Source organism: Enterobacter quasihormaechei (assembly GCF_004331385.1).
Lineage (GTDB): Bacteria > Pseudomonadota > Gammaproteobacteria > Enterobacterales > Enterobacteriaceae > Enterobacter > Enterobacter quasihormaechei.
This window is the reverse complement of sequence record NZ_SJON01000006.1, coordinates 1-22,699: the sequence shown is the minus strand read 5'-3', so window position 1 is coordinate 22,699 and position 22,699 is coordinate 1. Positions and strand designations below refer to the sequence as shown.

The window sequence follows — 22,699 nt, the reverse complement described above, 5'->3', positions numbered from 1 at the left end:
CAGGAGCCTTACCGTGTTTTCGAACGCATAGCCGCCTGATGTCCTGCTAGCGTACCAAAAATAATGATATCTGCCACCGCGTTACCGCCGATGCGGTTACCGCCGTGGATGCCCCCGACAACCTCACCCGCAGCAAACGCCCCTGGCAATACGTTGTGGTTGCTGTCCAGCACGCAGGTATCGGTATTGATGGTCACACCGCCCATGGTGTGGTGTACGCCCGGTGCAATCTGAATGGCGTAGAACGGCCCTTCGTTGATGGGCGCGCGCAGCGCGGTGGTGCGGCCGAAATCATCGTCGTGCTGTTTTTCCACAAAACCGTTGTAGCGTTCCAGCGTTGCCAGGAACTGGTGATGATCCATCCCGAGCGCTTCCGCCAGGGCTTTTGGCGAACTGGCGCTGGTCACGAAGCCTTTCGCGATGTACTCATCCGCCGCTTTGTTTTTAGCCCGGACATGCTCGTCAAAGACGATGTAAGCGTATTTCTCGGGCAGCGCGATGATTTGCGCCGAAACTTTATCGCGGGTCTCCATTTCGTTGAAGAAGCGGTTCCCCTGCTGGTTGACCAGAATCGCCCCGCCGCCGCGGATGGATTCGGAAATCAGGTACGACGTTTTCTGCTCCACGGTTGGGTGGATCTGAATCTCGCCCATATCCACGGTGCCTGCGCCAATACGTTCCAGCAGCGCGATACCGCCGCCGGTTGCGCCTTTGTGGTTAGTCGTCACGAACCCTTCCAGGTCCGGACGGTATTTCACCACCATCTGGCTGTTGGCGCTGAAGCCGCCCGTTGCGACAATCACGCTTTTGGTTGCCACGGTAAGAGTTTCGTTCTCTTCGGTGGTCAGACGCACGCCGGTGACTTCGCCATTTTCAAAGATGATGTCGCTGACGGCGGTATCCAGCATCACTTCGATGTTGCGTTTGTTGACGTTACGCACCAGGCCGCTGATCAGATACCCGCCTACCGCGGAACCGTCTTTCGGACGGTGCGTACGGTCAATGCTCATCCCGCCGGTGGTGGTGATGTCGTTCAGCATAATGCCGCGCGTGGCCAGCCACTCAATCGCCTCCGGCGCGTTCTCCACGAAGCGACGCAGCAGTTCAGGGTTGTTTTTGTTGCCGCCGCCTTTCAGGCTTTCCTGGTAGAACAGCTCTTTGCTGTCCTGAATACCTTTCACGCGCTGGAAGCGGGTCTCTGCCGCGTTCATCCCTGCCGAGGCTTTAATGGTGTTACCGCCGATGGTTGGCATTTTCTCAACGATCAGCACGCTCGCGCCTTCGTCATGCGCCTGGATCGCCGCCGCCAGCCCTGCACCGCCGCTGCCGACCACGACCACGTCGACGCTTCTGGTTTCATTCGGGTCTGCACCCTCTTCTGCCGCCAGCGCTTTGCTGGATTTCAGCATCGCTTTCGAGACTGCTTTTTTCACCGCCTCGCTCTGGCTGGTTGCGCCGGTGATGGCGTCCACGTGCGGGGTATTGGCATCCAGAATGCGGGTACGGATCTCTTCGAAGCTGGTGACAAACTCCACGTCTTCGCTCGGGCCTGAGGCCAGCTCGATATCAGCGATGCGATCGGTTTCGAGACTGACGTTGATCACCAGCTCGTTGGCATCGTCCTGCACTTTTTCAACGAAGGTGCCCGGTTTGAACTTCGATTCACCCATGCTCATGTCGCGGATCATCGCCTCTACCAGCGAGAAGCGCCACAGCGGTTCCGGGATGTTCAGCTCTTCGCGTCGGGTACTGTCCATAAACAGCTCAAGGCTTTCGCCCGCCGCGATGCGATCGGTCCAGTCCGGGTAGGCGATGGTGGCGCGGCCTACGGCAATCAGGTCGTAGCCATGATCCAGCGCTTCATTCACATCGGCAGCATTCACCACGCCGCCGACGCCCATTACCGGTACCTGTGCCAGCGTGTCAGAACGCATCGCGCAGTATTTTTCGATAAGCGGCGTCGGATCCTGCGTGTCGACGATAGAAGGACGCAGGGCGGCGCCAAGGGAGAAGTGAAGATAATCCACCCCGCGTGCGGCCAGTTTTTCCAGCAGATACAGGGTGTCTTCAAAGCGGATGCCCGGGACTTCCAGCTCTTCCGGAGAGAAACGGTAGCCAATGATGAACGCGTCGTCCGCGTACTGACGCACCATCTTGTGGGTGATGTCCAGCACCGCCAGCGGGAATTTCGCGCGGTTATCGCGGCTGCCGCCCCACTCGTCGTCGCGCTGGTTGGAATTCGGGGAGTAGAACTGCTGGATCAGATAGGTATTCGCCCCGTGAATTTCGACACCGTCAAAGCCAGCCTGAATCGCGCGGCGTACGGCGTCGCCAAACTTGCCGATCATGCCTTCCACTTCTTCCGAGGTCAGGGCTACCGGCGTCGCGGCACCGTCACGCGGCGCGGCAACCGCGCTTGGGCCAACCGGCGTGCGACCCCCAATCAGTTTTGGGTCGACCATACGGCCGCCGTGGTAGATTTGCAGAAGGGCTTTAGAGCCTTTGGACTTGATAGCGTCAGCGATTTTCGCCAGCCCGGCGATTTTCTCGTCGTTATCAATCCCAATTGCGCCCGGGAACGCCAGGCCGAGATCGTCAACAAAACAGCACTCAACGATAATGGTGCCGATGCTGCCAGCGCGGGCGCGATAGTACTCCACCAGCTCGCTGGTCACGGTGCCATCGTAATAACCGGTACAGGTTGTCATTGGGGCCATTAACAAACGGTTTTTGAGTTCAGTACCATTCGGTAATGTGAAGGGGCTTAAAATTCGTTCGTTAGTGCTCATAATAGAAACTCCAAACTTTAAAATTAAGAATTCGGTATCGGGATCGTTTTATTTCGTATTTTTTGCCGATGTCATGGAAGTAATATAATGCTTTTTTTAGTTTCCAAAGCTATTACGTTAGTTAATAAACTATTTAATCCCTGCGGTAACATTAATAACACATTGGTGTTAGCAGGAATGTTTCACCCATTCACATTAATTTAAAAAAAGTTAAATCAGCAAAGGTCAAACCAATACACCTACACCAATAGAAATCCATACAAATCAAACAATAATATAAATACCAATTTTAAAATGTTATAAATTTGATACATAAAACGCGTAAAACCAACGAATAACCACACTACTCCGAGTGGTTATTATAAAAAGTATAAAAATACGCTCATAATTCTATTTTTTTGATCGCGATCAATAGTAATGGCATCCAAAGGCGCAATATAAAAACATCATCATTTTTTATTTAGCGCAAACAAAAATGCGTTAAATCGCTATTACTGAAAACACAAAAACGCACCTTAAATAACTAAAAAAAGCAAAGCAAATAAAGCAATCGAATGTGTGTTTTCGCTGTACGACGAATTTTTGACAACTTAAGACGTGAAACTATGAAAACAAAAACTGCTGTAACGCCTCCTGCGGCGAATCTGGCATCAAATGGAACAGCAAAACGCCTGCTGATGATGGCCCTGCCCATCATCGTTGCCGTCCTGCTGCTGTTTGTCCCCGTTCCTGAAGGGCTGCCGCCTTATGCGTGGCACTACTTCGCCATCTTTGTTGGCGTCATCGTCGGGTTGATTTTCGAACCTCTGCCGGGCGCCGTAATCGGCCTCACCGGCGTGGTGGCGATTGCGCTGTGCAGCCAGTGGGTGCTCTTTAGCCCCGAACAGCTGGCTGACCCGAAATTCAAGCTGGCGGGCGCCTCCTTTAAATGGGCGGTGAGCGGGTTTGGTAACTCCACCGTGTGGCTGATCTTCGGTGCCTTTATGTTTGCCGCGGGATACGACAAAACCCGCTTCGGCCGCCGCCTGGCGCTGATTCTGGTGAAATATCTGGGCCGTCGCAGCCTGACGCTCGGTTACGCCATTACCTTCGCGGACCTGCTGCTGGCACCGTTTACCCCGTCCAATACCGCGCGTAGCGGTGGGACCATCTACCCGATTATCGCCAACCTGCCGCCGCTGTACGGTTCAAAACCGAACGACCCAAGCGCGCGTAAAATCGGTTCGTATCTGATGTGGGTGGCCATTACCGCGGCCTGTATCACCAGCTCCATGTTCCTCTCAGCCCTTGCGCCGAACCTGCTGGCGCTGGCGCTGGTAAAAAGCACCGTTGGGATTGATATCTCCTGGGGCACCTGGTTCCTCGCCTTCCTGCCGCTGGGCATCCTGCTGATCCTGACCATGCCGCTGCTGGCCTACTGGTTCTACCCGCCGGAAGTGAAGGTGAACAACGAAGTGCCGCTGTGGGCGACCCGTGAGCTGGAAAAACTGGGCAAACTGTCGCGCAATGAGATCCTGCTGCTGGTGTTCGTGTGCTGCGCGCTGCTGATGTGGATCTTCGCCGCCGCATGGATTGAGCCCGCGATGGCTGCCCTGCTCATCGTCGGCCTGATGCTGTGGACCGGCGTACTGGAGTGGAACGACATCACCGGCAACAAAGCCGCCTGGAACACCTTCGTGTGGTTCGCCACACTGGTGGCGCTGGCGGATGGCCTCTCCTCCACCGGCTTTATCAGCTGGCTGGGTAAAGAAGGCGGCCTGCTGATGAGCGGTATCTCTCCGGGCGTGGCGACCATCGTCCTGCTGCTGGCGTTCTACCTGCTGCACTACCTGTTTGCCAGCACCACCGCGCACACCACGGCGCTGCTGCCGGCGATGCTGACCATCGCCTCCACCATTCCGGGCATGAATATGGAAGTGTTCGTCCTGCTGATGGTGACCTCGCTGGGCGTGATGGGGATCATCACCCCGTACGGTACTGGTCCAAGCCCGATTTACTACGGTAGCGGTTACCTGCCAACCAAAGACTACTGGCGCCTCGGCACCATCTTCGGTGCCATCTTCCTGGCGGCCCTGCTGCTGATTGGCTACCCGTGGATGTCCATGATGTTCTGATTCCTGACCGCCGGACTTCTCCTCCGGCGGTTTTATTTTTGTGGAGCAATACGCTATGTCAAACAAACCGTTTTTCTACCAGAACCCCTTCCCGCTCGCGCATGACGACACCGAATACTATCTGCTGACCAAAGAGCACGTCTCCGTTGCCGAGTTTGACGGTCAGGAAGTGCTGAAGGTGGAGCCCGAAGCGCTGACCCTGCTGGCACAGCAGGCCTTCCACGACGCCGCGTTTATGCTGCGCACCTCTCACCAGAAGCAGGTTGCGGCTATTCTGAGCGACCCGGAGGCCAGCGAGAACGACCGATACGTGGCCCTGCAATTCCTGCGCAACTCGGACATTGCGGCGAAAGGCGTGCTGCCAACCTGTCAGGATACCGGCACGGCAATCATTATGGGTAAGAAAGGCCAACGCGTCTGGACCGGCGGCGGTGACGAAGCGGCGCTGAGCCAGGGCGTGTATAACACCTATATTGAAGACAACCTGCGCTACTCGCAGAATGCGGCGCTGGATATGTATAAAGAGGTGAACACCGGCACCAACCTGCCCGCACAGATTGACCTCTACAGCGTCGACGGTGACGAGTATAAATTCCTGTGCATGGCGAAAGGCGGCGGCTCTGCCAACAAAACCTATCTCTACCAGGAAACCAAGGCGCTGATTACCCCGGCGAAGCTGAAAAACTACCTGGTTGAGAAGATGCGGACCCTCGGCACCGCAGCCTGCCCGCCGTACCATATTGCCTTTGTTATCGGCGGCACCTCCGCGGAAGCTACGCTGAAAACCGTCAAGCTCGCCTCTGCGCGCTACTACGATGAACTGCCAACCGAAGGCAACGCGCACGGCCAGGCGTTCCGCGACGTTCAGCTCGAACAGGAACTGCTTCAGGAAGCGCAAAACCTCGGCCTCGGCGCACAGTTCGGCGGGAAATACTTCGCCCACGATATTCGCGTGATCCGCCTGCCGCGCCACGGTGCCTCCTGTCCAATCGGCATGGGCGTCTCCTGCTCTGCTGACCGCAACATCAAAGCGAAGATTAACCGCGATGGGATCTGGATTGAGAAGCTGGAGCACAACCCGGGCCAGTATATTCCTGAATCCCTGCGCCAGCAGGGTGAAGGCGACGTTGTCAGCATTGACCTTAACAAGCCAATGAAAGAGATCCTGGCACAGCTTTCCGCGCATCCGGTCTCTACCCGCCTGTCCCTTAACGGCACCATCATCGTGGCGCGCGACATCGCCCATGCGAAGCTGAAGGAACTGCTCGATAACGGCGAAGCGCTGCCGCAGTACGTGAAAGATCACCCGATCTACTATGCCGGTCCGGCCAAAACCCCGGAAGGGTATGCGTCTGGCTCACTCGGTCCAACCACTGCGGGGCGCATGGACTCCTATGTGGACCTGCTGCAATCCCACGGTGCGAGCATGATCATGCTGGCAAAAGGTAACCGCAGCCAGCAGGTCACCGATGCCTGCCATAAGCACGGCGGCTTCTACCTCGGCAGCATCGGCGGCCCGGCGGCGGTGCTGGCGCAAAACAGCATCAAGAGCCTGGAGTGCGTGGCGTATCCGGAACTGGGAATGGAAGCGATCTGGAAAATTGAGGTGGAAAACTTCCCGGCGTTTATCCTGGTAGATGACAAAGGCAACGACTTCTTCCAGCAGATCCAGAACAAACAGTGCAAAGGGTGCTCACAGCGCTGAGCGTTTCCATAATGCCGGCAGCAGCGACAGCGTATCGTTGATAAGCCCGCGCTTGTCGCTGCCCGGCTTCCAGATGGTGACCATCGTCTGACTTATCCCCTGGCTGCCCACTTCGGTGGGCAGCCTTCTTACGTTTTTCCACCGCGCCGCGTGAAGATGGGTCGGCAAAAAGCCCCAGCCGCACCCCTGTTCCAGCAGGCCGCGCAGCATCTCCAGTTCGTTAGTGAAAAGGGTGTGCCCTGAAATTTGCAGGCGACGCGCAACCGGCTCGTCGGATGCGGCATGCATGATCACCTGCGGCACCAGGGAGAGATCGAGCAGCGACACCGGCGATGCCACCTCCGCAAAAAGCGCCGTTGCGGCGTAAAAATCCATTTCGATCGCCCCTAATGCCCGCCACTCCATCTCATTGCCCACGCTGCGGTTGCGCGCCTGGCAGATGCCCAGATCGGCCTGACCGCTCGCCAGCATGGCTTCCGCCTCATCGCGCGACGCGCTGGTCAGGCTCAGGCGAATTTTTTGCGTCGCCAGCGTGGCAATCAGCGCCTGCAAAAAGGCTCTGGGGGTGAACGGATCGTAAACGAGGGCAATGTCCTGCGTGGCGCTGTCCGGCACCGTACGGGCAAACGCCTCAAACGCTTTCACCTGCCGCATCAGCAGGTGCGCCTGCCGCTGAAGCTGCTCCCCTTCCGGCGTCAGGCGCAGGCTGCGCCCCTCCCGCAGGAACAGCGCATAGCCCAGCCCATCCTCAAGAAAATCGATCAGATCGCGAAGGGTAGTACGATCTTTGCCGAGTTTACTGGCCGCCTTCATCAGGCTGCCGTGCTCAGCGACGGCGGTGAACGCCTCAAGCTGGGCAAAAGAGTAGATCAGGTTTGCCACGTCATTCTCCACGCGATTTTTACGGGGGATTTTCCCCCATAACGCGCTTTTTATTATAGGGCGCGGGTTCTTAAACTGAAGTCCTTCCTGAGCCAAACGAGATAAATATGAAAAACAAAACCAATCGCACGCTGCTCGCGGCGCTTGTCGTCGGTAGCCTGGTCTCGCCTGCCGCGATGGCTGCCTGTGGCGGCACCGAACTCACGACCTGTCCGGCGCCTTTTGATGCCAAACTCCCGGACGCCCATACGATGCTCACCTGGAGCCAGGCCGACCGCGTGGTGGGCTTTCGCAATGACTACCGCAACTACGCGGGCGATGTATTCCGCCACGGCAACGCCTCGCCGCTGCTCGCCGCAGAAAAACCGCTCACAGATGCCCGCTATCAGGTGAATGGCAATAGCTATGATCTTCAGGATTACCTGAAGCGCCAGAACGTCAGCGGCATGCTGGTGCTGAAAAATGGCAAAGTGGCCTATAAATATCTGGGAGAAGGCAATACCGACTCAACGCTCTGGACCTCGCGCTCCGTGGGCAAATCCGTGGTCTCCGCGCTGGTGGGTGTGGCGATCAAAGAGGGTAAAATCCACTCCCTGGACGACCTTGTCACCCAATACGAACCGGATTTAAAAGGCACCGCCTGGGACGGCGTCACGCTGAAGCAGCTCATCACCCACACCTCCGGCGTGGCGTGGAACGAAGATTACACCAACCCGCAGTCAGACTTCGCCCGGCTTACCGAATGCGAAGCGAAGCCGGGCACCTACGACTGCGTGCGCACGCTGGTGAAAGGATTACGCCGCGAACATCCGGCGGGGGAAAACTGGTCCTATTCCTCGGGCGGCGCGTGGCTGTTAGGCGATGTGCTTGAGCGCGCCACCGGCATGACGCTCGCCGCGTATCTGGAGAAAAGCATCTGGCAGCCGTACGGCATGGCCAGCGACGGCGTATGGCATGCCTACAGCAAAGGCCAGCACGACGTGGGCGCGCACGGATTTAACGCAACCCTGGAAGACTGGGGACGCTTCGGGGAATTTATCCTGCATAACGGTACGCTGCCGGACGGGAAGCAGATCCTCCCTGACGGCTGGGTGAAGCAGTCCTCCGAGTGGACGCAGGCAAAAGGTTCTGTCTCCGCCGCGCATCCGAAAGGCCTTTACGGCTATCAGTGGTGGAACAATGAGGTGCCGGCCAACGCCACAAACGTAGCGCCAAAGGTCGAGGATTCGCTGAAGGACTCCCTCTGGGCGCTGGGCATTTTCGGCCAGATGATTGTGGTCAATCAGAAGGAAAACCTGGTGATTGTCCAGTGGTCCACCTGGCCACAGGCGGAACCGTCATTCAGCGCCCAGCCGCTGGAAGCGTCGCTGATGTTTAGCGCCATTGCCAACGCGCTGCGCTAAATTACCGAAGCCAGGCTTTGCCTGGCTTCACCTCTGCGCGACGTCACAAAACAGCGATTTCAGCAACTTAGCGAAAACAGGTAAATAAAAGATCACCCAAATGTTAAGTTATTGTTGCCTATGTAAATCCTGGTCAACTTATTGTCATTCATGCGCGGCACGCATCAATTCATGTGCTTTTTGCGCTTATTAATTCTCACATCCTGATCCAGTTTTCAGAAACAGACGAGCATAACGTCGCTATAAAAACTGGAGATAACCATGGTTTCCTCAACCTCACCTGCAACCGTCCGGGCGAAAGCCGGCGCGATTTTCCGCGTCACGTCGGGCAACTTTCTTGAGCAATTCGACTTCTTTCTGTTCGGGTTTTACGCCACCTATATCGCCCACACGTTCTTCCCGGCCAGCAGTGAATTTGCCTCGCTGATGATGACCTTCGCCGTCTTCGGCGCGGGCTTTCTGATGCGTCCGATCGGGGCCATTGTCCTCGGGGCCTACATTGATAAAGTGGGTCGCCGTAAAGGGCTGATCGTCACCCTGTCGATTATGGCCGCCGGAACGTTTCTGATTGTGCTGATCCCTTCCTATCAGAGCATTGGCCTGTGGGCGCCGCTGCTGGTGCTGACCGGCCGCCTGTTGCAGGGTTTTTCGGCAGGCGCTGAGCTGGGCGGGGTCTCGGTTTATCTGGCGGAGATCGCCACGCCGGGCCGCAAGGGTTTTTACACCAGCTGGCAGTCGGGCAGCCAGCAGGTCGCCATTATGGTCGCGGCGGCGATGGGCTTCGCGCTGAACGTGGTGCTGGAAGAGAGCGCCATTCGCGAGTGGGGCTGGCGTATCCCGTTCCTGTTTGGCTGTCTGATTGTGCCGTTCATCTTTTTCCTGCGCCGCAAGCTGGAGGAGACCGAGGAGTTCAGCGCCCGTCGCCACCATCTGGCGATGCGTCAGGTTTTCACAACGCTGATCGCCAACTGGCAGGTTGTCGTCGCGGGCATGCTGATGGTGGCGATGACCACCACCGCCTTTTACCTGATCACCGTTTACGCGCCGACCTTCGGTAAAAAAGTGCTGATGCTGAGCGCGTCGGACAGCCTGCTGGTCACGCTGCTGGTGGCGGTGTCCAACTTTATCTGGCTGCCGATCGGCGGCGCGCTTTCGGACCGCTTCGGGCGGAAGCCGGTGCTGATCGCCATGACGCTGCTGGCGCTGGCAACCAGCTATCCGGCGCTGACGATGCTGGCCGCCGCCCCGAGCTTCTCCATGATGCTGACCGTACTGCTGTGGCTCTCTTTCCTCTATGGCCTGTATAACGGCGCGATGATCCCGGCCCTGACGGAGATCATGCCAACAGAAGTCCGCGTGGCGGGCTTCTCGCTGGCTTACAGCCTGGCGACCGCCGTCTTCGGCGGCTTCACGCCGGTGATCTCGACCGCCTTGATTGAGTACACCGGGGACAAAGCCTCTCCGGGCTACTGGATGAGCTTTGCCGCCGTTTGCGCCCTGCTGGCAACGCTCTATCTCTATCGTCGCCGTACGGTAGCCCTGCACACCGCCGTTGAGGAGTGATTAATGATGCTTAAATTCAGAACGGTGATTACCGCCCTGACCTTCGCCACCCTCAGCGCGGGCGCGCTTGCACAGGATGTGACGGTGATGATTTCAGGCGGCTTCAGAGCGGCGCTGGAGAAGCTGGCGCCGCAGTATGAGGCGAAAAGCGGCGACAGGCTCGTTTTGATCTCCGGCCCATCGATGGGCAAAACGCCGCAGGCTATTCCCGCCCGGCTCGCCCGGGGCGAAAAAGCGGATGTGGTTATTATGGTTGGCGATGCGCTGGAAAAGCTTGAACAGGATCGTTGGACGGCGCCGGGCTCCCGCGTGGAGCTGGCGGATTCGCCCGTCGGGATGGTCGTTAAAGCGGGCGCGCCGGTGCCGGATATCAGTACGGTGGCTGCCCTTCGACAATCGTTGCTGAAGGCCCAATCCATGGCGTATTCCGACAGCGCCAGCGGCCGGTATGTCGAGAGCGAGCTGTTCGGGAAACTGGGCATCGACGGCCAGGTTCACGGTAAAGCGCACCGGGTTGAACGCATCCCGGTGGCGTCTGAGGTGGCGAAAGGGAAATACGACCTCGGCTTTCAGCAGGTCAGCGAACTTCTGCCGGTACCCGGGGTGACGTTTGTGGGCAAGTTGCCTGACGACATGCAGTACATAACCCGCTTCGCCGGCGCCGTAACGCAGAGCGCCGACCATCCTGAACGGGGAAAAGCGCTGCTGGCCTTTCTCTCTTCCCCGGATGCAGCACCGATCGTGACGGCAACCGGCCTACAGCCCGTTAGCGCAGATCGCGATACTGCTCGGTGATCAGCGCTTCCAGTTCGGCAGCAATATAGGACTGGATCCGCCCGCGACGGCGAATCAGCCCCACGGTCCGCCTGACCTCGGGCTCGGTTAAAGGGACCGACGTCAGGAGCGAATGTTCGGCGCGGGGCATCGACATGGCGGGAACGGCGGCAATGCCGATCCCGGCTTCAACCATCCCCAGCATGGTCGTCACGTGCCGCGTTTCGCAGATGCTGGGGCGCTCGGGACGAATATGCCCGACCCGCTGGTCAAGAAGATTGCGGTTGCCGGACGTCTTATCCAGACCGATATAATCCTGCTGATAAAAAGCCTGCCACGTCAGGCTTTTTCTTTTGGCAAGCGGGCTGTCGCGCCGGCAGGCGGCGACGTAGACGTCCTCCACCAGCGGGACACATTCGATGTCGGGCTGTAAATTCTGGGCGAAACAGATACCAAAATCCGCCTGTCCGCGGGTGACGGCCTCGATAACATTCCCGGCGCTGCTGTCGATCAGCTTTATGCGCACGCGAGGGTAGCGAGACTGAAAGCGACGGATCACGTCCGGCATAAAGTAACACGCGGCTGACGGCACGGTCGCCACGGTGATCAGCCCCGTGCGCTCCTCGCTGGCTTTATCGATATCCGAAAGCATGGACTCCACGTCGGCAAGCAGTTGCCCGCACCGGTCGGCAAAGGTCTGACCATACAGGGTCAGCGTGACGCGCCGGGTGGTTCTGTCGAAAAGCTTTGCCCCCAGCGCCGCCTCCAGCTTTTCTATTCTTCGACTCAGTGCCGACTGGGAAAGGCAGATAGACTCTGCCGCAAGACGGAAATTGCCGTATTCCAGCAGCGCGCGGAAGGCGTAGAGATCGTTGAGGTCGAAATTGACGGGCATACGGCCGAGATCCTTAAGCACATAGGGTGAGAAGAGATTTATCATAGCCGCGCACGACATACTTCACAAAATGAAGGGGATACCCCTAAAGCGCTATCAACCAGACGGCACATAGTGATAGTTTATGCGGGCTGGATTCCTCTTAAACAGGCTGCCCGTCTGCAAACTGCCAAAGAGGAGTGTCATACTGCTATACAGAGTATGTTGGCATGCTAACTGCCCCTGACCTTTCCATTTTGTTCACGTGCGAGTAACGAGCAAAGCGATGATTAAGTGGCCCTGGAAAACGAACGACGCTGGTCGAAATATGGCGCTGCCCTGGGATGAGGCTCTGGCGATCCCCGTGCTGGCGAATCTCTTGCCTGAAGAGCAATCAAAGCTGATTCAGCTGGCAGAGCGTTTTTTACAGCAAAAACGTCTGGTACCGCTACAGGGCTTCGAGCTCGACCCGCTTAAAAATTCGCGCATCGCCCTGCTCTTCTGCCTGCCGGTGCTGGAGCTGGGCATCGAATGGCTGGATGGCTTCCACGAAGTGCTGATCTACCCGGCACCGTTTATCGTTGATGACGAATGGGAGGATGACATCGGCCTGGTGCACAACCAGCGTATGGTGCAGTCCGGACAAAGCTGGCAGCAAGGGCCGATCATCCTCAACTGGCTGGATATTCAGGACTCGTTCGATGCCTCGGGCTTCAACCTGATTATTCACGAAGTGGCGCATAAGCTGGATACCCGCAACGGCGATCGCGCCAGCGGCGTGCCGCTGATCCCGCTGCGTGAAGTCGCAGGTTGGGAGCACGACCTGCACGCGGCGATGGAAAACATTCAGGATGAGATAGACCTGGTGGGTGAGAGTGCGGCCAGCATTGATGCCTACGCGGCGACCGATCCCGCCGAATGCTTTGCGGTGCTGTCCGAGTATTTCTTTAGCGCACCCGAGCTTTTCGCCCCTCGCTTCCCGGCGTTGTGGCAGCGTTTTTGCCAGTTTTACCAGCAGGATCCGCTCCAGCGTCTGCGGCAAAGCGAGGACGCTGCGAGCACGTCCTCACATCCGTTCCACTAATGTTTAAGGGGTACGATCGGTTGATCGTACCCACACGCTCACCGCGAGAAACAGCACCGCCATTCCCCATGCGGCAGTAATCAAAAACTGCTCACCGTACAAGCGCGTCACCACGGGTACCAGCAGTGCGCTGGCACCGTACCCCAACGTATGGCTGGTGGCAATTACCCCTGCGCCTTTACCCGTCGTCAGCCGATCGTTGAGCAAAAGCTGGTATCCCGGCGTGGCCATGGCGGCACCCAGCGAGGTGATGACAATGCCCACGTAGAACAGAGCGACGCTTGCAAGGCACATCAGCCCAAGCCCCGCCACCATCAGTACTGCGGCAATGAAGAGTAAAACCCTCGGGCTAAAGTGCTGCGGGCGCACCACCAGAAACTGTGCCGCAAGGGTCGCCAGCGCGGCCAGGCTCAGCAGCATCGCGACATGATGGCTGATTTGCACGGCATCGCCATTGAAGAGCGGGTGGAGATGGGGCGATAAGCCAAGCTGCATCAGGCTGACCAGCGCCGCCAGCAGCAGCGCCAGCGCCAGGAAAGGCAGCATCGAGGCCTGTAACCGCGTCGACTGATGCGCCACCGGCGGCAGCGGCGGATCCGCGGCCTCGCGCAGCACCAGCAGCAGCGCGATAAGCGGTGCCAGCGCCATCAGCCAGAGCGGTGCGACCGGACTGACGCTGAGCATCAGCGCGGCCAGCGGCGGCCCCAGCAGACGCCCAAGACTAAGGCCAGAGCTTATCGTCGCCAGCGCCGCCATTCTTTTATCCAGCCCGGCACGTTGAATGGCCCACGTCTGGGCCGCAGGCACCAGCCCCGAGACCGTCAGGCCGTACAGCATGCGCGACAGAATCAGGCCCGCCATTCCCCAGAAGGCATTCAGCGCGCCGTGCGCCATCGCCCAGACCACCAGCGCCATCACCACGAAGCTCACCAGATAGCCGCCTAACGAGGCCAGCATAACGATCTTACAGCCGCGCCGCTCGCTCTGGAGTCCCCACCAGGGCGATGCGGGTAAAAAGAGCATCGAGCCAAACATCAACAGCCCGGCCCAGACGGAGAGCGAAAAGCCGGTCATTGATACCAGCTGCGGCAGCATGACCAGCAAACCGTTTTGTCCGATGCCCAGTAAACCGGCGCCCAGCGCCAGGGGCCAGTTGGCCTTCGGGGCAATATCATCAGTCAGATTATCAATAGAGGCGCGCATAGAATTGTGAAGATAATGTCAATAAATGTGTGGAAATTATGAAGTTTATGAAAACAAATATTGCAAAAATAGTTGCGACTGTAAACAGAATGAATATCATAACGAGAATTATTATCAGTCATGGAATGAGGTACATCTATGCGTGCTCTGCCCCGCTCCGCCGGTACAGATGTTGCGGCCCAGTGTTTTTTGAACGCGCTGCTGCGCGAAACGAAGGACTGGCATTATCTTCCCGCAACCCGTGCGGATGAGTTATCGCAGATTCATATCCCGCTCTCCCCAACCCAGGCCATTCGGGTTCCGGTACGCTATTTCTCCCCCACGCAGCATCACCAATATTGTTTCCCGGCCACGCTGATTCAGGCCGACAGCGACGGTGGTGACGCGGTCACATTTCATCAACTGATTGATTTCATTTTGCAAAAACCGTCAGTCAACGGATCTCTGGATGCCGATACGCTGGCGCGCTTTAGGCAGCGCGTGCTGGAAAGCCATACGCATACCTGGCAGGCCATTGATTTACGCCACAACTGGGCCAACCTGCGCGATAAGCCGCTGACCTTTGCCGAAGCGGAACAGGCGCTGCTGGTCGGCCACGCGTTTCACCCTGCACCTAAGTCGCACGAGCCGTTTAACGACGCCGAGGCGCGCCGCTATCTGCCGGATTTTGCCTCCCGCTTCCCGCTGCGCTGGTTCGCGGTTGAGAGTAAGCAGATTACCGGCGATAGCCTGAATGTCTCCCTGCGTGAGCGGCTGCTGCGCTTTGCGGCGCAGAGCGCCCCGGCGCTGCTTGGCCACTTCACGGACACCCGCTGGCTGCTGCCGATGCACCCGTGGCAGGCTGACTGTCTGCTGGAACAGCCCTGGTGCCAGCGTCTGGTCGAAAAAGGTGCCCTTCAGGACCTGGGCGAAGCGGGCGCGCAGTGGCTGCCCACCAGCTCCTCCCGCTCGCTGTACAGCGAAACCAACAGCGACATGATTAAGTTTTCCCTGAGCGTGCGCCTGACCAACTCCGTGCGCACGCTGTCGGTGAAAGAGGTTAAGCGCGGAATGCGCCTGGCGCGACTGGCGAAAACGGAACGCTGGCAGGGGCTCCAGGCGCGCTACCCGACCATGCGCGTGATGCAGGAAGACGGCTGGGCGGGCCTGTGCGACGAGCACGGCGTCGTTCAGGAAGAGAGCCTGATGGCCCTGCGCGTCAACCTGCTGTTCCCTACCCCTGAAACGCAAACCAACGTGCTGGTAAGCCTGACGCAGGCCGCACCGGACGGCGGCGACAGCCTGCTGGCGGCGGCGGTTCGCCGTCTGAGCGCGCGTCTGGATCTCCCGCTCGCCCAGGCCGCGCGCTGCTGGCTGGATGCCTACTGCGACCGCGTATTACTCCCCCTGTTCAGCGCCGAGGCGGACTACGGCCTGGTGCTGCTGGCGCACCAGCAAAATATCCTCGTTGAGATGCAGCAGGATTTTCCCGTCGGGCTGATCTACCGTGACTGCCAGGGCAGCGCATGGACCGAAGGGGCCGACGCGTGGCTGAAAGAAGCGGGCGAAACCGACGTGGAAAACCGCTTTGGCGACAGCCAGCTGCTGCGCTACTTCCCTTACTACCTGCTGCTGAACTCCACCCTTGCCGTGACCGCCGCCCTCGCCGCTGCCGGCTTCGACAGCGAAGAGAGCCTGATGTCCCGCGTGCGGGACGCGCTGGCCGACCTGCGCAAGACGGCGAAGCAGACCCGCTGCCTCGATTACGTGCTCGACAGCCCGACCTGGAACTGCAAAGGCAACTTCTTCTGCTATCTGCACGATCGCAACGAAAATACCATCGCCGATCCGGCGGTGATCTATTTCGACTTTAGCAACCCGTTTTATAAGGAGAAGGCGTGATGGCCATTGCGAATATCGTCCATTCCGGCTACGGCTTCCGCTGCACATCCACGGAAAAAAACCTGCCGCTGACCCTGGGTCTTGACGGCAGCGCGGTTCTTGATCGTCTGGCCGGGATCCCGGACGGCTGGCTGGTGGAGGCGCTCGACCAGCTGTTTGTTGCCGCGCCCGCCCTGACGGGCATTACCCTGCCGTGGGCCGCCTGGCAGGATGAACCCCAGGCGCAGGCGCTGTTTAGCCTCGCAAACGGGGATTATCTGGCGCGTGAACGTTTCTGGCAGCTGCCGCTGTGGCTGAAAGGGGAACGTCCGCAGGCGAGCGGCGGCATGCAGTTTGACGAAAGCCGCCAGCTTTATTTCCCGCTGCGCCCTCACCGCCCGCAGGGTGAAGTCTATCGCCGTTACGATCCGCAGATTAAGCGCACCCTGAGTTTCCGCGTGGCAGACGTGGCGCTGGACGGCGAGCGTTTTACCCGCTGGATGAACACCCCGCGCGTGAACGCCTTCTGGGAGATGGCCGGTCCGCAGGCCGAACAGGAAAATTACCTGCGTCGCCAGCTCGACTCGTCGTACTGCTATCCGGTGATCGGCTGCTTTGACGATGAGCCGTTCGGCTATTTTGAACTCTACTGGGCGCCAGAAGACCGTATTGGCCGCCACTACCGCTGGCAGTCCTTTGACCGTGGGCTGCACATGCTGGTCGGGGAAGAGAACTGGCGCGGGGCGCAGTATATCCGCAGCTGGCTGCGCGGGCTGAGCCACTATCTGTATCTCGATGAACCGCGCACGACGCGTATTGTCGCCGAGCCGCGCTTCGACAACCAGCGTCTGTTCCGCCACCTGTCGTCCGCCGGTTTCGACACGGTGAAGGAGTTTGACTTCCCGCACAAGCGCTCTCGTCTGATCATGAGCGAGCGTCACCGCTTCTTTCATGAGGTGGAACTGTGAACGCGCTCTGGCAGAAAGTGAACCGCGAGATGGTGGCGAAAATCCTTGCTGAACTGGAATACGAACGCACCCTGCGCGCCGAGCCGGTTTCGGCGGACGGCTGGCACATCGCCATGGGCAACGCGTCATGGCAGTTTCGCGCCACGCGTGGGATCTGGGGCTGGCTGCATATCGATCCGGACACCCTGACCACCGCCAGCGGCGCGGCGGTCGAAGCGGAAAGCGCGCTGCTGCAACTCGCCACCGTGCTGGAGATGAGCGACGCGCAAACGGCGGAGCACATGGAAGATCTCTACGCCACGCTGCGCGGCGACATGCAGCTGGTGCAGGCGCGTGAAGCGCTGGACGCCGATGCGCTGATCCAGCTCGACCCTGACGAATTACAGTGCCTGATGCGCGGTCACCCAAAGTTTATCTTCAACAAGGGACGCCGCGGCTGGGGGCTGGATGCGCTACGCCAGTACGCGCCGGAATATCGCGGTCGCTTTCGCCTGCACTGGGTAGCCGTGCAGCGCGAGCGTCTGGTCTGGAGCAGCGACGCCGATTGCGACATTAACGCCCTGCTCGCCAGCGCCATGGACGATGCCGAGCGCGCCCGGTTCGACGCCTGCTGGCAGGCGCTGGAACTGGACGACCGCTGGCTGCCCGTGCCGCTGCATCCGTGGCAGTGGCAGCAAAAAATTGCCATTCATTTCCTGGCGCAGCTCGCGCGCGGCGAAATGGTCGAGCTGGGCGAGTTTGGCGATGAGTATCTGGCGCAGCAGTCCCTGCGCACGCTGACTAACGCCAGCCGTCGCGCACCGTATGACATCAAGCTACCGCTGACCATCTACAACACCTCCTGCTACCGCGGTATTCCGGGCAAGTACATTGCCGCCGGTCCGCTGGCCTCGCGCTGGCTACAGCAGCAGTTCGCCAGCGATGCCACGCTGATTCGCTCCGGGGCGCAGGTGCTTGGCGAACCCGCCGCCGGCTATCTGTCGCATCCGGGTTATGCCGCATTGCCTGAGGCGCCGTACCGCTATCAGGAGATGCTGGGCGTGATCTGGCGCGAGAACCCATCCTGCTATTTACAGGACGGCGAACAGGCGGTGCTGATGGCGGCGCTGATGGAAACCGACAACCAGGGGCGCCCGCTGATTGACGCGTGGATCAAACGCTCGGGCTTAACCGCTGACGCATGGCTGGACAGGCTGTTTGAGGCGACGGTGATCCCCTTCTATCACCTGCTCTGCCGCTACGGCGTGGCGCTGATCGCCCACGGCCAGAACGTCACGCTGGTGATGAAAGACGACGTTCCACAACGCATTCTGCTGAAGGATTTTCAGGGCGATATGCGCCTGGTGGACGAAGATTTCCCGCAGGCGCAGAGCCTGCCGGAACAGGTAAAAGCCGTCACCGCGCGCCTCAGTGCGGATTACATTATCCACGACCTGCAAACCGGCAACTTTGTGACGGTGCTGCGCTTTATTTCGCACCTCACCCTGCAATGCGGCGTGAGCGAAACGCGTTTCTATCAGATCCTGGCGCAGGTGCTGCACCGCTATATGGCCGCCCATCCGGATCTTGCAGCGCGCTTCGCGAAGTTCGACCTGTTTAAGCCGCAGATTATTCGCGTGATCCTCAACCCGGTCAAACTGACCTTCTCTGAACACGACGGCGGCAGCCGCATGCTGCCGAACTACGTCTGCGATCTTGATAACCCTCTTTTTCTGGTCTCCCAGGAGTCAGCGCAATGAAAACGTATGATTTCATCGGCATCGGTATCGGTCCGTTCAACCTCAGCATCGCCGCGCTGGCAGAGGGGCTGGACGGTTTTAGCTCGCTGTTTCTTGAACGCAAGCCGCACTTCTCCTGGCATCCGGGGATGATGGTGCCGGACTGCCATATGCAGACCAGCTTCCTGAAGGATCTGGTCAGCGCCGTGGAGCCGACCAACCGCCACAGTTTCCTGAACTACCTCGTTCAGCGTAAGAAGTTCTACCGTTTTCTGACCACCGAGCAGCGCACCGTCTCTCGCGAGGAGTTTGCCGACTACCTGTGCTGGGCGGCGGATAATCTGACGAATCTGGCCTTCAGCCAGCAGGTGCAGCAGGTCAGCTTTGATGAGCAAAACGGCCTGTTTGAGGTGGTGACCCAGCGGGATCGCTTCCTTGCGCGCCACGTCTGCGTGGGGATTGGTAAGCAGATCAATCTGCCCGAGTGCGTCACCGCGCAGGATGATACCTGCTTCCACGCCAGCGAGATGATGCTGCGCACGCCGGATTTAGCGGGAAAACGTGTCACCGTCGTCGGCGGCGGCCAGAGCGGTGCGGATCTGTTTTTGAATATCTTCCGCGGGGAATGGGGCCAGCCGCTGAGCCTCAACTGGGTATCGCGCCGCAACAATTACAACGCGCTGGATGAGGCCGCGTTTGCTAACGAGTATTTCACGCCGGAGTATGTGGATAGCTTCTCCACGCTCGGTGACGACGCACGTCGTCAGATGTTGCAGGAACAGAAGATGACCTCCGACGGGATCACCACGGAGTCATTACTGGCCATTTACCGCGCCATGTACCACCGTTTCGAAGTGTTGCGCGAAAAACCCTGGGCGCACCTGCTGCCGTCCCGCTCGGTGACGGCGCTGACGCGCCTGGAAAACGTGCAGCGCCTGAGCATACAGCATCATCTCGACGGCGGGCGTGAACAGCTGGAGAGCGACGTGGTGATTTTCGCCACCGGCTACCGCGCCGTGCAGCCCGCGTTTCTGGCCCCGCTCTCTTCCCGACTGCGTCTGGATGAGGATGACGCCTTCTGCATCAACAACGATTTCACCCTTGAATGGGACGGCCCGCAGCGCAACCGCCTGTTTGCCGTCAACGCCGGGATGCACCGTCTCGGTATTGCCGAACCCCAGCTCAGCCTGATGGCCTGGCGCGCGGCGCGAATTCTGAATCGCGCTCACGATGACGAGCCGTTTGAACTGGCAACCACCCCCGGCGTTATCCACTGGCGAAGCACCACCAGCCCGGAGAGCAGCCAGGTTTTTAAATCATTAATGAAGACCACCGAGTACTGACACACACATTCAGGATCAACATAACAATGAAACGTTCTCATCTTTGGGTTTTAAATCCGTGCCTGCTTGCCATGCTTTCTACCTCTGCGTGGGCGGAAGAACAAAAGGAAGAAGATATTGTGGTCTCCGCCAGCCGTGCCCACCGCAGCGTGGCAGAGATGGCGCAGACCACCTGGGTTATTGAGCGGGCGGAAATTGAGCAGCAGGTCCAGGGCGGGAAAGAGATTAAAGACGTGCTGGCCCAGCTGATCCCCGGCATGGACGTCAGCAGCCAGGGGCGTACCAACTACGGCATGAACCTGCGCGGTCGCTCCATGATGGTGATGGTGGACGGCGTGCGCCTGAACTCATCCCGCAGCGACAGCCGCCAGCTCGACTCTATCGATCCGTTTAACATTGACCGCATCGAAGTGATCTCCGGCGCTACCTCGCTCTACGGCGGCGGCAGTACCGGCGGGCTGGTGAACATCGTCACCAAAAAAGGCCAGCCAGAGACCGAAGTCGAGTTCCAGACCGGAGCAAAAAGCGGATTTAACAGCCATAACGACCATGATGAGAACGTCTCTGCCGCCGTGAGCGGCGGTAACGATAACGCGTCTGGCCGTCTGTCGGTCTCGTATCAGCGCTACGGCGGCTGGTATGACGGCAACGGCGACGAAGTGATTATCGATAACACCCAGACCGGCTTGCAGTATTCCGACCGTATCGACGTGATGGGAACAGGCACCATCAACATCGACGATCATCAGCAGCTCCAGTTAACCACGCAGTACTACAAGAGCGAATCCGACGGGAAACATGGCCTGTTCCTCGGGGAGAATTTTGCTGCGGTCACGGGCGATGCCAAAGCCTATAACAAAGACAACCTGAACTCTGACCGTATCCCGGGCACAGAGCGTCACATGATTAATCTGCAATACTCGAACACCGACTTCTGGGGCCAGGATCTGGTTGCGCAGATTTACTACCGTGATGAGAGCCTGACCTACTACCCGTTCCCGACGCTGAGCAAAGGCGCGGTAACCAGCATTGGCGCATCCCAGCAGAAAACCGATTTTTACGGCGGCAAGCTGACGCTGAACAGCAAGCCGATGGATGACCTGACGCTTACCTGGGGCGTGGATGCCGACCATGAAACGTTCGACGCCAACCAGCAGTTCTTCGACTTAAGCAAAGCGGCGGCGAGCGGCGGCATGGAGCTGGACAACGCCTACAACGTGGGCCGTTATCCGGGTTACAGCATCACTAACCTCGCGCCGTTCCTGCAAGCCAGCTATGACATTGACGCCATCACCCTGAGCGGCGGCGTGCGCTACCAGTACACCGAAAACAAGGTGGATGATTTTGTCGGTTACGCCCAGCAGCAGGCTATTGCCACGGGCAAAGCGACCTCCGCAGACGCGGTGCCGGGCGGGAAAACCGATTACAACAACTTCCTGTTTAACGCCGGGATCCTTGGACGTCTGACTGAACAGCAGCAGCTGTGGTTTAACTTCTCTCAGGGCTTCGAGATCCCGGATCTGGCGAAGTACTACGGTTCCGGCACCTATCAGCTGGTGGATGGTCACTATCGTCTGCAAAACAGCGTGAACGTGAACGACTCGACGCTGGACGGGATTAAGGTCAACGCTTACGAGCTGGGCTGGCGCTTCACTGGCGATAACCTGCGTACGCAGGTGGCGGCCTACTACTCGCTCTCGGATAAAACCATCACCATCAACAAGAGCGACATGACCATCAACCTGGAAGACGACAAACGTCGTATTTACGGGGTTGAAGGCCAGGTGGATTATTTCTTCACCGACAGCGACTGGAGCACCGGGGCGAACTTTAACGCCATCAAGTCCGAAACGCGTGAAAACGGGAAATGGGAGAAGCTGACGGTTGATAGCGCCAGCCCGTCGAAAGCCAGCGCATGGGTCAACTGGGCGCCGGGCGACTGGGCCCTGCGCGTGCAGAGCACTCAAACCTTCGACGTGTCGGATGCAGACGGTAAGAAGATCGATGGCTATAACACCATTGATTTCCTCGGCAGCTACGCCCTGCCGGTGGGGAAAGTCAGCTTCAGCGTGGAAAACCTGCTGGACAAAGACTACACCACCGCCTGGGGTCAGCGCGCACCGGGGCTGTATAGCCCAACCTACGGCGCGCCGGGTCTGTATACTTACAAAGGCCGTGGACGTACGTTTGGTCTGAACTACTCCGTTCTGTTCTGATCCTTCGCGCCGCCTGCCAGCGGGCGGCGCAATTCGCTGTGCAATTTGAAAGCAAATTTGCTATTAAATCATCGGTTTGCTGAAATTCTCGGCAAACGAACAAAAACGTCGTTTTCCCCTTTGACAAGGCGCACGCAGGTCGATAATATTCGCCTCGTTCACACGATTCCTCTGTAGTTCAGTCGGTAGAACGGCGGACTGTT

At 58.7% G+C, this 22,699-nt stretch carries 15 protein-coding genes; 11 read left to right on the top strand and 4 right to left on the bottom strand.

Features of this window, described 5'->3' with window-relative positions; translation table 11 throughout:
- Positions 1 to 8 precede the first annotated feature (8 nt).
- Positions 9 to 2,789, bottom strand: a complete 2,781-nt coding sequence (locus E0L16_RS10050) for a flavocytochrome c (RefSeq protein WP_131636853.1) — start codon at positions 2,787 to 2,789, stop codon at positions 9 to 11.
- A gap of 605 nt (positions 2,790 to 3,394) precedes the next feature.
- Between E0L16_RS10050 and E0L16_RS10045 the strand changes: the two genes are divergently transcribed.
- A complete protein-coding gene (locus tag E0L16_RS10045; RefSeq protein WP_074160984.1) occupies positions 3,395 to 4,903 on the top strand; it encodes an anion permease in 1,509 nt (502 codons plus the stop codon).
- 55 nt (positions 4,904 to 4,958) lie between these two features.
- Positions 4,959 to 6,608 carry a class I fumarate hydratase FumA gene (fumA, locus tag E0L16_RS10040; RefSeq protein ID WP_063450195.1) on the top strand — a complete coding sequence of 550 codons (1,650 nt, stop codon included), beginning with the start codon at positions 4,959 to 4,961 and terminating at the stop codon, positions 6,606 to 6,608.
- Here fumA and E0L16_RS10035 read toward each other — a convergent pair.
- Complete coding sequence (locus E0L16_RS10035; RefSeq protein ID WP_131636852.1) at positions 6,597 to 7,502, bottom strand: LysR family transcriptional regulator; 906 nt, start codon at positions 7,500 to 7,502, stop codon at positions 6,597 to 6,599. The genes fumA and E0L16_RS10035 overlap by 12 nt on opposite strands.
- 95 nt (positions 7,503 to 7,597) lie before the next feature.
- On the opposite strand from E0L16_RS10035, the gene E0L16_RS10030 reads away from it, so the two are divergent.
- The 3 genes from E0L16_RS10030 (at position 7,598) to E0L16_RS10020 (ending at position 11,251) form a co-directional block, all read left to right on the top strand.
- Complete coding sequence (locus tag E0L16_RS10030; RefSeq protein WP_131636851.1) at positions 7,598 to 8,893, top strand: serine hydrolase domain-containing protein; 1,296 nt, start codon at positions 7,598 to 7,600, stop codon at positions 8,891 to 8,893.
- 261 nt (positions 8,894 to 9,154) lie between these two features.
- Positions 9,155 to 10,456: an MFS transporter gene (gene tcuC, locus E0L16_RS10025; protein WP_131636850.1), complete on the top strand. Its 1,302-nt coding sequence runs from the start codon at positions 9,155 to 9,157 to the stop codon at positions 10,454 to 10,456.
- Positions 10,457 to 10,459: 3 nt separating this feature from the next.
- Positions 10,460 to 11,251 carry a substrate-binding domain-containing protein gene (locus E0L16_RS10020; RefSeq protein ID WP_131636849.1) on the top strand — a complete coding sequence of 264 codons (792 nt, stop codon included), beginning with the start codon at positions 10,460 to 10,462 and terminating at the stop codon, positions 11,249 to 11,251.
- On the opposite strand, the gene psrA is transcribed toward E0L16_RS10020, so the two are convergent.
- Entirely contained in the window at positions 11,223 to 12,125 is a 903-nt protein-coding gene (psrA, locus tag E0L16_RS10015; protein ID WP_063868391.1) for an L-proline-binding transcription factor PsrA, read from the bottom strand. The two genes, E0L16_RS10020 and psrA, sit on opposite strands and share 29 nt — an antisense overlap.
- A 265-nt stretch (positions 12,126 to 12,390) precedes the next feature.
- Here psrA and mtfA point away from each other — a divergent pair, with 265 nt between their 5' ends.
- The gene (mtfA, locus tag E0L16_RS10010) at positions 12,391 to 13,188 is read left to right on the top strand and encodes a DgsA anti-repressor MtfA (RefSeq protein WP_003859539.1); all 798 of its coding nucleotides are present in this window, start codon (positions 12,391 to 12,393) and stop codon (positions 13,186 to 13,188) included.
- A 3-nt stretch (positions 13,189 to 13,191) separates the two neighbouring features.
- Here the strand turns inward: mtfA and E0L16_RS10005 are convergent, their stop codons facing one another.
- A complete protein-coding gene (locus tag E0L16_RS10005) occupies positions 13,192 to 14,391 on the bottom strand; it encodes an MFS transporter (RefSeq protein ID WP_131636848.1) in 1,200 nt (399 codons plus the stop codon).
- 138 nt (positions 14,392 to 14,529) lie between these two features.
- Here E0L16_RS10005 and E0L16_RS10000 point away from each other — a divergent pair, with 138 nt between their 5' ends.
- From E0L16_RS10000 to E0L16_RS09980, 5 genes are read left to right on the top strand one after another with little or no spacing between them, the layout of a single operon-like run.
- Entirely contained in the window at positions 14,530 to 16,272 is a 1,743-nt protein-coding gene (locus tag E0L16_RS10000; protein ID WP_131636847.1) for an IucA/IucC family protein, read from the top strand.
- The gene (locus tag E0L16_RS09995) at positions 16,272 to 17,219 is read left to right on the top strand and encodes a GNAT family N-acetyltransferase (protein ID WP_131636846.1); all 948 of its coding nucleotides are present in this window, start codon (positions 16,272 to 16,274) and stop codon (positions 17,217 to 17,219) included. Before E0L16_RS10000 ends, E0L16_RS09995 begins: the two co-directional genes overlap by 1 nt.
- Positions 17,216 to 18,958 (top strand): IucA/IucC family protein, encoded by a 1,743-nt coding sequence (iucC, locus tag E0L16_RS09990; protein WP_131636845.1) that lies wholly within the window; start codon positions 17,216 to 17,218, stop codon positions 18,956 to 18,958. The genes E0L16_RS09995 and iucC overlap by 4 nt, the downstream gene beginning before the upstream one ends.
- Complete coding sequence (locus E0L16_RS09985) at positions 18,955 to 20,280, top strand: lysine N(6)-hydroxylase/L-ornithine N(5)-oxygenase family protein (protein WP_131636844.1); 1,326 nt, start codon at positions 18,955 to 18,957, stop codon at positions 20,278 to 20,280. The genes iucC and E0L16_RS09985 overlap by 4 nt, the downstream gene beginning before the upstream one ends.
- 26 nt (positions 20,281 to 20,306) lie before the next feature.
- Entirely contained in the window at positions 20,307 to 22,496 is a 2,190-nt protein-coding gene (locus E0L16_RS09980) for a TonB-dependent siderophore receptor (protein WP_131636843.1), read from the top strand.
- Positions 22,497 to 22,699 lie beyond the last annotated feature (203 nt).

Excerpts from the sequence above, each read along its gene's own strand:
- E0L16_RS09980 (WP_131636843.1), top strand. The coding sequence starts at position 20,307 with ATGAAACGTTCTCATCTTTGGGTTTTAAATCCGTGCCTGCTTGCCATG.
- E0L16_RS10000 (WP_131636847.1), top strand. The coding sequence starts at position 14,530 with ATGCGTGCTCTGCCCCGCTCCGCCGGTACAGATGTTGCGGCCCAGTGT.
- E0L16_RS10045 (WP_074160984.1), top strand. The coding sequence starts at position 3,395 with ATGAAAACAAAAACTGCTGTAACGCCTCCTGCGGCGAATCTGGCATCA.
- E0L16_RS10005 (WP_131636848.1), bottom strand. The coding sequence starts at position 14,391 with ATGCGCGCCTCTATTGATAATCTGACTGATGATATTGCCCCGAAGGCC.
- mtfA (WP_003859539.1), top strand. The coding sequence starts at position 12,391 with ATGATTAAGTGGCCCTGGAAAACGAACGACGCTGGTCGAAATATGGCG.
- E0L16_RS09985 (WP_131636844.1), top strand. The coding sequence starts at position 18,955 with ATGAAAACGTATGATTTCATCGGCATCGGTATCGGTCCGTTCAACCTC.
- E0L16_RS10050 (WP_131636853.1), bottom strand. The coding sequence starts at position 2,789 with ATGAGCACTAACGAACGAATTTTAAGCCCCTTCACATTACCGAATGGT.
- E0L16_RS10030 (WP_131636851.1), top strand. The coding sequence starts at position 7,598 with ATGAAAAACAAAACCAATCGCACGCTGCTCGCGGCGCTTGTCGTCGGT.
- tcuC (WP_131636850.1), top strand. The coding sequence starts at position 9,155 with ATGGTTTCCTCAACCTCACCTGCAACCGTCCGGGCGAAAGCCGGCGCG.
- E0L16_RS10020 (WP_131636849.1), top strand. The coding sequence starts at position 10,460 with ATGATGCTTAAATTCAGAACGGTGATTACCGCCCTGACCTTCGCCACC.
- psrA (WP_063868391.1), bottom strand. The coding sequence starts at position 12,125 with ATGCCCGTCAATTTCGACCTCAACGATCTCTACGCCTTCCGCGCGCTG.
- fumA (WP_063450195.1), top strand. The coding sequence starts at position 4,959 with ATGTCAAACAAACCGTTTTTCTACCAGAACCCCTTCCCGCTCGCGCAT.
- E0L16_RS09995 (WP_131636846.1), top strand. The coding sequence starts at position 16,272 with ATGGCCATTGCGAATATCGTCCATTCCGGCTACGGCTTCCGCTGCACA.